This is a genomic window from Mucilaginibacter sp. UYNi724, from assembly GCF_054057495.1.
In genome coordinates, this window is record NZ_JBSRZI010000009.1 from 193,764 (window position 1) to 204,659 (window position 10,896).

4 protein-coding genes are annotated in these 10,896 nt (G+C 40.0%); all 4 read left to right on the forward strand.

Going from position 1 to position 10,896, the window contains the following annotated elements:
• Positions 1-251 precede the first annotated feature (251 nt).
• Entirely contained in the window at positions 252-2,057 is a 1,806-nt protein-coding gene (locus ACVW0P_RS14700; protein ID WP_128532127.1) for a sensor histidine kinase, read from the forward strand.
• A gap of 127 nt (positions 2,058-2,184) precedes the next feature.
• Positions 2,185-5,424, forward strand: coding sequence for a CheR family methyltransferase (locus ACVW0P_RS14705; RefSeq protein ID WP_457132759.1), 3,240 nt, complete (start codon positions 2,185-2,187; stop codon positions 5,422-5,424).
• 672 nt (positions 5,425-6,096) lie between these two features.
• Positions 6,097-9,390 carry a CheR family methyltransferase gene (locus ACVW0P_RS14710; protein ID WP_128532123.1) on the forward strand — a complete coding sequence of 1,098 codons (3,294 nt, stop codon included), beginning with the start codon at positions 6,097-6,099 and terminating at the stop codon, positions 9,388-9,390.
• A gap of 676 nt (positions 9,391-10,066) precedes the next feature.
• The coding region (locus ACVW0P_RS14715; protein WP_457132760.1) for an acetate/propionate family kinase at positions 10,067-10,896 on the forward strand (830 nt) is incomplete at its 3' end.

Here is a 10,896-nt window from a genome sequence, read left to right on the forward strand (position 1 = left end):
GGAGAGTTGTAGACGATAAATAAACTACAATCAGCGAGGAGTGACTTAAATCATATTTTGACTTGTTTATCATCATGCCTTTCCAGTATCGCTTTGACTAAATTTGTTACCGCAATACTAAAAATCTGATGTACTATAAATTAATTATAGCTTTAGACGGGTTGTATTGTGTTATATTTAACAAACTTTCTCTATCTACTCCTAATTATTAAATACTTAATCTGACTTTAAATGCCAATAAACCTACGAGCGTGCAAGACGGTAAAATATCAGGGTTAACAATGCCAAGGGTTTTAAATGTTAACGAAGAGCTAACGATGTTTCTCGAAGCCGCAGGGCTTAACGGCGTTTCCACTGACCAGAACCTCCTCGTATTGAAAGCATTTGGCGATACCACTTGCTATCTGAAAGATGATAATTTCAATTTTAATTTAAACGAACTATTACCTAATGAAGTTGCTATGTTCGTCAAAGCAGCAGCACATAAAGCCATAACTTCAAAGCAACGGGTGACACTACACGACCTGAATTTTGAAGGTAACCATTCCGTAAACATCGTCATAAACCCAGTTTTTAACGGAGATATGAAAGCGCAGCAATTGCTCATCCTGTTTACCAAGAATAAAAAAAAACTGAAAGACAATTCTTTGATCGGCCCTGGAGATATGAAGCAACTCACCCGCGAACACCTGGCCAGTTTGGAGCAAGAACTCGCTGATGCCAAAAGCAACCTGGAAGCAGCTTATGAATCCATAAATTTTTCCAATGAAAATATTCAGGCTTATAATGAGGAATTACAGTCTGCCAACGAGGAAATGCAAAGCGCGAATGAGGAACTGCAATCTGTCAATGAAGAATTACAAACGATTAATAAGGAACAGCAGGAAACTAATGCGGAATTGACCGAATCAAATGATGACCTGAATAACTATTTTCGAAGCAATACCAATGGTCAGTTATTTGTTGACAATAACCTGTTATTAAAAAAATATTCACCGGGTGCTTTAAAACATATTAATCTACGGGAAAGCGACATTGGCAGGCCGTTGGCGGATATCACTACAAATATCAAATTTGAAACGCTGATTGCAGATATCCTACAGATCATGCAGGACGGCCAAACCATTACCAGGGAGGCGGAATCTTCCGAAGGGAAAACATATCAGGTTATGACCATGCCCTATATTCGGCAGAACACGGGAAAAACGGACGGCGCTATTATCAGCTTTTATGATATTAGCGAACTAAAGAAATTATTGGCTGCGCTGGGTATAAGCAATAAAAGTCTGGCCGATTCTGTTACAGCGATCGAACAGAGCAGCGAAATAATAAGCAAATCCCTCGAAAAGGAAAAGCACCTGAATGTATTGAAAAGCCGCTTTGTGTCTATGGCTTCCCATGAATTCAAAACGCCCCTCACATCTATTCAGCTTTCTGCCGAGCTGATCGGAAGACTCGCACAAGATCTGGATCATCCCATCATTAAAAAATATACGGAAACCATAAAAAATGCCGCTAAGAATCTAACCAATATCTTAAATGACTTTTTATCCCTGGAACTGCTGGAAACTGGTAACATCAATCCTATCCTTAGTGAATTCGATGTGGTAAAATTCGCAGAAGACATAACCGAAGATATGCAGTCCCTGGCCAAAAAAGAGCAACAAATCGTATTTCGCCATACCGGCCAGGGCCATTTAGTTACCCTTAATTCATCGTTGCTTAAGAACTGCCTTATAAACCTGATCAGCAACGCGATCAAATATTCCGGTCCAGATTCTCTGATCGAGTTTCGCACCAAGACCACCGGTAGCTATTTGACTATCATTATCAAGGATAACGGCATTGGTATACCTAAAGAAGATCAGCAGCATTTATTCGAGGCCTTCTTCCGCGCGCATAATACTGGAAATATCCCGGGAACAGGATTGGGACTGAATATCGTAACACGCTATGTTGCGTTAATGAACGGAAAGGTCAGGTTTAAAAGCCAGGTAAATGAAGGCACTACTTTCACGATCACATTTCCTATAAGGCCAAACTTCCCGGGTAATTAATTTGTTAAAGCGGGCCTTTTTGCGGTTACTACAGTTTTTAAAATATCTAAATCCCTGAAAATAAATAAATTAGCTTGTAACAATTACGAGACATTCAGGTTGTATTAATATAAACCTTTTATAGCCCATGGCCAAAATGATCAATCAACAGTATATTATTGCCATTGGCGCATCCGCCGGAGGCTTAGAAGCTATCTCCGCCTTTTTTGATTATACTCCTCTGGACTCCGTATCTTATATCCTGATCCAGCACCTATCCGCAGATTTTAAAAGCCAAATGGTGCAAATATTGGCTCAACATAGTAAATTACAGATCGTCGAGGCGATAGAAAATGTGGATATCAAAGCCAATACGGTTTACCTGATACCAAGTTCTAAGTTTATGGCCGTTAAAAAAGGCCGGCTGATCCTTTCAGACAAAAAAGATCAACCAAGGCCACACATGACGATCGACTATTTCTTTACGTCGTTGGCCAAGGAATGCGGCAACAAGGCTATCGGAATTGTTTTATCAGGGACCGGCGATGATGGTTCGAAAGGAATTGAAGCAATCAAAAAAGCTGGCGGTATCGTATTAATTCAAGATCCTGCTACCGCGAGTTTCAATGGCATGCCACTTGCTGCTATAGCGACTGACTGCGCAGATATGATCCTTTCACCCCAGGCTATGCCCCAGGTCATCGAAGACTATGTAAAGGACGGCATTCTTGAGCTGTTGACCGACCAAGCTGCTGAACAAATCAGCGAAAAGGAACTTGATAATATATTTAGCTTGATCAAAGGCAACATGCCTCTGGATTTTTCAGATTATAAACGCCCTACGATTATTCGGCGGATCAAACGGCGAATGGTGCACTATAACCTTAACAAAGTAGATAAATACTATCAATTCTTAAAAGGGAATGCTACAGAGATCACCTTATTGGCCAATGATTTTCTGATCAGTGTGACTTCCTTCTTCCGCGACCCGGAAGCGTTTAAGATCATCGAAGAAACCGTTATCCCGGATATCATCAAAAAAAACAATACTGATGTGTTAAAAATTTGGGTGGCCGGTTGCGCCACTGGCGAAGAAGCGTATTCCTTGGCGATACTTATCATGGAATATTTAAATAAAAACAGCAAAAATATCGAAGTCAAAATATTTGCTTCAGATATAAGCAAAGCGGCACTGGATACCGCTTCAAAGGGAGTTTATCCGGAAAGCATCACCAAAACAGTATCAAAGAAAAGACTTCAGCAGTTTTTTGACAAGGAAGGGACATCATACAAAATCAAGCATGAGATCCGGAAAATGCTGATCTTCGCGCAGCATGACTTAACAAAAAATCCACCATATTGTAACATCGACCTGATCAGCTGCCGGAACCTGTTGATCTATCTCAATACCGCTTTACAGCAAAAAGTGTTCGCCATGTTGCATTTTGGGCTAAAGGAAGGTGGTTATCTTTTTTTAGGGCCCAGCGAGAGTGCTACTGTTATTAAGGACAGCTTTAGTGAGATCAGTGGTAAATGGAATATATTCAAAAGTAATAAAGCCGGACGGGCTATCCGGTTCGATACATTTTCGTCGCACAGGGTAGGAGAATTAAAGACCACTACCATCGAAGTAAGCAAAAAGAACAGCACTCCAGTATCTAAATCTGAGCTCGAAGACCAGGTTAATTCAGCTTTGCTAAAAGAAGGCGATTTTAACGGCGTTTGTACCGACGAAAATCTCTCGGTCGTTCGGTCTTTTGGCAATACAAAACCTTATCTAAAAAATATCAATTTCAATCACAACCTGAACGACCTGTTGCCGCAGCATATTTCCATCGCCTTTAGGGCGGCGGCTCACAAAGCTCTGAAACTAAACGAACGGGTTATAATGAGTCAACTGGATGTCGAAGCTAATGGTAGATCAAAGCATACGATCAATATCATTTTGCGCCCGTTTAATATAACCGGATCAGCAGAACGTTTACTGTTGGTGTTGTTTACAGAAAGCCAAACCAAAATAGCAGGAGAAAATGTGATCCGTGTGGAAGATATAAATGAAGTGACCAAAGAACACCTGATCAGTCTCGAACAGGAGGTTGCCCAGTTAAAACACACACTTGGTGTGGCCCATGAACACATCGCCTCTTCAAATGAAAATATGTCGTCCTTTAATGAAGAGCTGCAATCCGCTAACGAAGAAATGCAGTCCGCCAATGAGGAAATGCAAAGTTCGAACGAAGAGTTGCAATCGGTGAATGAGGAATTGCAAACGGTCAATAAGGATCATCAGCAGACTATTGACGATTTAACCGATCTGAATGACGACCTGAACAACTATTTTCGCAGCAATACTAACGGCCAGTTATTTGTTGACCGGGACCTCCTGCTGAAAAGATATTCGCCCGGAGCGGTGACGCATATCAATATTCGAGAGAGCGATATTGGCCGCCCGCTCAGCAATATCACGACGAACATCATATTCGAAACGCTGATCGATGATGTCAGAAAAGTTATCAATGATGAGGAGTCCATCACACGCGAGGCTGAGGCAAAGGATGGGAAAATCTACCAAGTCATGACCATGCCTTACCTGAAGAAAAACAGTAAAAAAGCAGATGGTGCCATTATCAGTTTTTACGATATCACAGAACTGAAAAAGCTGTTGAAGGAACTGAATATTAGCAACAAGAGCCTTGATGGCAGTAATAAGAGCCTGCTCAGGATCAATGCCGACTTAAATAATTTCGTATTTGGTGCTTCACATGATCTGAACGCCCCGATCGTCAATATTGAGATGTTGCTGGAAATACTCAATGATAAACTGGACACGAAGGACCCGGAGGTTTTGGAATTATCTGGCATGATGAATAAAGCAGTTAACAATTTCAAAGCCATCATCAGTGACCTGGCTAAGATTGGCTATATTGAAACGGAAGATACAGATGATAAACTGGAAAGCTTTCCTGCACTTTTTAAAGAAATCAAGGAGACCCTATCTGAAAAAATAAAAATATCAAAAGCCATTTTTCATACGGATTTTAGAAAAAAGGAAGTTCGGTTTGCAAAAAAAAATCTGCGAAGTGTTATGTTTAATGTGATCACAAACGCAATAAAGTTTAGCTCACCCGACCGTTTGCCGGAGATCAGCATCAAAACAGAAATAGAAGGTGAGTACACTGTGTTGACAATAACAGATAACGGCATCGGCATTACAAAAGATGAGGTAGACCATATTTTTAAAAAGTACAAACGGGTCAATGAAACTGCCGAAGGAACGGGTATCGGATTGTATTTGATTAGGAAAATCGTCAATGCCTCCGGCGGTAAGATCGATGTAACATGTAGTCCAGGCGAAGGCTGTTCTTTTAGCGTGTTTTTTAAAATGTAAAACAGTTTTCATATACCGGTTACAATTGCGATAGTTTTAAATGGTGCAGAGCGCGCATATTAATACTTTTATTCACCGCGGGAAAACGAAATATGGACAAGGCAAAAAAACTATTGAACTGATATCGTCAACAAAAGGCTCGCTAATCAAATAAACAAAAAAGAAAACGTCTAACCGGACTCATTGCCGCCAACAAGGCTTTGACTAAAGCAGCCTGGAAAACGGCATTGATTTAAAACGACTTTACACGTTTCCAGTTAGATAAGTTAGGTTATTGTACATGCTGCAGACCAACAGCTCTTCTTAAAAGATGTTTGCCGAATCGCAGTCGAGACCAGTGAGTTTAAGGTTTCCTGAGTAAGCCGTATCGATGCTAACCAGCGAGCGATACGTGAACCTGGTGGAAAGCTGTGGCTGGTTAAAATTGATCATCGAACCTTTCAAATTTTCCTCTATTCATTTTCTCCCTTCAAATTAAGCAGGTATTATCTAAAAATAATAATTCATTTATCTTCGGTACTCCGAAGAAACTCGTCTGACCGGTTTTTGTCATCAGGTTAAGCACAGACGGCGTTCATTTAAGAAGCATCATATTTAAAAATACAAGAATAATTACATTAGATTTGTTACTGCTCCTCTATCGTTTCTTTGTTTTAATTCAATCAAAAAATCATGGTGAAAATTGTCGATAAACAATACATTATAGCCATTGGTGCTTCTGCCGGTGGTTTGGAAGCAATTTCCGCATTTTTTGATTATACCCCGCTTGACGCGGTTTCCTATATCTTAATACAGCACCTGTCCTCTGATTTTAAAAGCCAGATGGCCCACCTACTGGCACAGCATAGCAAACTGGAAGTTATCGAGGCTATTGAAAACGTGGACATTAAGCCTAATACCGTTTACCTGATACCAAGTTCCAAATTCATGACCGTTGAAAACGGCAGGCTCTTGCTGTCTGATAAAAAAGATCAATCCCGTCCATATATGACGATTGATTATTTTTTCACTTCCCTGGCGAAAGAGCGAGGAGATAAGGCCATAGGGGTCATACTATCCGGTACAGGCAATGATGGTTCAAATGGTATTGAAGCCATCAAAAATGCCGGGGGGCTTGTGCTTGTTCAGGAACCCGCCACTGCAGCCTTTGATGGGATGCCACTGGCGGCTATCGCTACTGAATCGGCCGATCTGGTGCTGTCACCGGAGGCTATGCCTAAGATTATTGAAAATTATGTAAAAGAGGGCAAAGTGACATTACCTACCGGTCAAAAACCGGACGATATTACTGAGGAGATGCTTGGGCAGATATTCAACCTCATCAAAGCGAACCTACCAATGGATTTTTCGGAATATAAGCGTCCGACCATTATCAGGAGGATCACTAAGCGAATGGCCGAGCACAATTTTAATCAGGTTAGTAAATACTATAATTATTTAAAAGATAACCACTCGGAAATCGGGTTGCTGGCAAATGATTTTTTGATCAGTGTAACATCCTTTTTCCGTGACCCTGATGCTTTTAAGATCATCGAAAAAAAAGTAATCCCTGATATCATCAAAAACAACAACGAAATATTGAAGATATGGATAGCTGGTTGCGCGACGGGAGAAGAAGCATATTCGATGGCTATTATTATGAAAGAATATTTGACGCTACACCCAAAAGAACTTGAAATTAAAATATTTGCAACGGATATCAGTAAACCCGCTTTGGATACCGCATCTAAAGGCATTTATCCAATTACAATAGAAAAAACAGTTTCCAAAGAAAGGTTAAATAAATACTTTACAAAAGATGGAGTATCTTACAAAATTAAGCACGAGATCAGAAAAATGCTGGTATTTGCCAAGCATGACCTTGTTAAAAACCCACCTTACTGCAATATCGACCTGATCAGCTGCCGGAATTTACTCATCTATCTAAACCCGGTATCGCAGAAAAAAGTGTTTGCCATGATGCATTTTGGATTAAAACAAAATGGCTACCTGTTCCTAGGCCCCAGTGAAAATTCCGGTACATTAAAAGAAGATTTTGAAGAGATCAATACAAAATGGAACATACTTAAAAGTAATAAAACCGGGCGTGCGGTCCGGTTTGATTCTTTTTCGTCTCATGTGATCGAAGGGGCAAAAATAAATAATAAGGAAGTGAATAAAAAGACACTTCTTCCGGCTTCCAGATCTGCTTTGGAGGAACAGATCAATTCCTTCCTATATAAAGAATCCGGCCTTACCGGTATCTGTACTGATGAAAACCTGTCGGTGATCCAATCATTCGGTGATATTAATTCCTACCTTAAAAATGAAAATTTTAATTTCGATTTGAATACGCTGCTTCCAGATAGTATATCTATTATTTTTAAGGCGGCGGCCCATAAGGCGTTGATGCTGGATGAAAGAGTGTTACTAAAAGAAGTAACCATTGAAGATGCCGAAAATTTAAAAAGTACTATAGTCAATATCACCATTAGCCCCTTTTATGTAAACAATTCGGAGAAACGGTTGCTGCTTGTCATTTTGTCAGAGTCAAAAACGGTTGCCAGGGAAGAAAATATTATCAGCCCAGCGGATATCAATGAGATCACTAAAGAGCATTTGATCAGTATGGAAATGGAAATTGCCGAATTAAAACATAGTCTCGCAGTAGCTCAAGAGAGTATAGCGTCCTCGGATGAAAATATGCAATCTTACAACGAAGAGCTGCAATCGGCTAATGAAGAAATGCAATCATCCAATGAGGAGATGCAAAGTACCAATGAAGAACTTCAATCCGTTAACGAGGAACTACAGACCATCAATAAGGAACACCAGATGACCATTGATGAATTAACCGACCTTAACGACGACCTGAATAATTACTTTCGCAGCAACACCAACGGCCAGCTTTTTGTAGACCGTGACCTGCTCTTAAAAAGATATTCTCCAGGAGCGGTAAAGCACATCAATATACGCGAGAGTGATATTGGTCGTCCCCTCAGCAACATCACTACCAATATAAAATTTGAGACGTTAATGGATGATATCAAACAAGTAATTTTGGAAGAGACAACCATTACCAGAGAAGCGGAAGACGTTGACGGTAAGATATATCAGGTAATGACTATGCCTTATTTGAAAAAGGGCAGTAAAAAAGCAGACGGAGCCATTGTTACTTTTTACGATATTTCAGAACTTAAAAAGTTATTAAATAACTTGGATATAAGCAACGTCAGGTTACAGAAATCAATCAAAACTTCGGAAGATGGAAAAGCGGAAGTAAGCCTGTCTTTGGAAAAGGAAAAAGAATTAGGTGTCTTGAAAAGCCGTTTTGTTTCAATGGCATCGCATGAGTTCCGGACACCCTTAAGTTCGATACAGTTATCAGCTTCGCTGATCGATAAATATGCAAAGCCATTTGACAATGCCAACATTAACAAACATGTCGGTAAAATAAAGATTTCTGTTGGTAACCTAACCGCCATTCTGAATGACTTTTTATCCCTGGAAAAATTGGAAAGTGGAAAAGTAGAACCATCGCGAACACTGTTTGACATCGTTGAATTCGGTGAAAACATCACCGAGGAAATGCAGATGATCTCAAAGCAAAACCAAAAGATCATTTTCCAACACTCCGGCACCACCAGTAAAGTGAAGATGGATCAGTCCTTATTAAAGAACTGCGTGATAAATTTGATTAGTAACGCGATCAAATATTCCGGTGAAGAAACATTTATCGAATTCAATTCAACTATAAATGATGGCGTATTAACGCTGGTAGTAAAGGATAATGGGATCGGTATTCCAGATGATGATCAGAAACACCTTTTCGAGGCGTTTTTTAGGGCCCATAATACGGGAACTATTCCCGGGACTGGTTTGGGTTTAAATATCGTAACCAGGTATACTAACCTTATGAATGGACAGATAAAATTTGAAAGCAAAGTAAAAAAAGGGACGACTTTTACGCTTGCTTTTCAAATATAATGATGTTATACATGCCTTTCTTTGGTGCAAAGTAAATGATTTGGTAAACTGACGTCCAGAAAGTGCTCAATAGATAGAATTAAAAGTTAGTGTTGCTGACCTCAAGAAAAATTGATGAATATAAGCACACAAAAGGCTGGATTTACATAGTCAGGAGCGGATTAAGTTCCAATATTTTTCTTTCGAAAAGGCATTTCCGGAAACCATTTTACAAAAACACCTAAAGAATCGATCTGAAGCTTTCTTTCGGCAGTTCGACGGAAATCTTTTGAATGAATCAAGCTCGTTAAGCAATGTATCTTTTGCAAATTGTTAGCAGTAGCCAGCTGTTCTTCAAGTCCGTCATTTTTATTGAATCAGCCAAACGTTCAGCAGATAGTTGTTTACCTTATTCTTTGCTGTTTGAGACTGGGTAGGATACTTCCGGTACATCTTTCCCATTTATTAAGTCCCACTTTCATTTCGAGTTGATCCATACTATTATCAAAATAGTTACGAAGTAAATTAAATGATTAAGATCATTTAATAGCGTGCTGTATATCAAATTATTATTTAAAGAGGTAGGATAACTTCGCTGCATTAATAATTAAATGCCGCATGAAAAAAGAAAATCAAATCAGTACCTTATTTCTTGACATCGGCGGCGTTTTGCTCACTAAGCCTTATTTCAGTGCTCATGAATAAGCTTGCTAAAGACTGTCTCCTTACCATAAATGGAGGTTCCTCAAGTATAAAATATGCTTTATATGAAATTAACGGTACGCTTAATCAATTACTTTCCGGCGAAATGGAAGGCATCGGAAGCGGTGATGCCAAACTCAGCTTCATCCATTTAGAAAGTAGCCAAAGTCATCAGGTTAACATCCCTGTCGCTGACCACAATGAAGCCTCAAATTGGCTGATTAACTGGCTGGAAGAGGAAACCGAATTTATAAGGGTGAAGGCAATAGGCCACCGCATAGTTCAGGGTATGGAACATACCGCGCCAGAAAAGATTACCGACAGGCTATTGAAAGAACTAAAGGACATAAGCCCTTATGACCCTGAACATTTGCCCGTCGAGATCAAATTGATCGAAGTATTTAGAAAACGCTATCCGAATATTCACCAGGTAGCTTGCTTCGACACTTCTTTCCACGCATCAATGCCAGATCTTGCCAAGCTGATACCCATCCCGTTAAAATATCGTGATAAAGGGGTTAAACGATATGGTTTCCACGGACTGTCTTATTCCTACCTAATGGAAGAGTTTGAACGGACCGCAGGAGCTGAAAAAGCAAAAGGAAAGATCATTATTGCCCATTTGGGTAGCGGTGCTAGTCTTGCCGCAGTAAAAAATGGTAAAAACTTGGATACCAGTATGGGGTTTACGCCTGCATCAGGCTTAACGATGAGTACCCGTACCGGCGATCTTGATCCGGGCGTAGCCTGGTATTTACAAAAGTTTGAAAAGCTCACGCCTGCGCAATTTAATCACCTGGTCAATCATGAATCTGGTTTATTAGC

Coding starts and splice junctions, on each gene's coding strand:
- ACVW0P_RS14710 (WP_128532123.1), top strand. CDS start 6,097: ATGGTGAAAATTGTCGATAAACAATACATTATAGCCATTGGTGCTTCT.
- ACVW0P_RS14705 (WP_457132759.1), top strand. CDS start 2,185: ATGGCCAAAATGATCAATCAACAGTATATTATTGCCATTGGCGCATCC.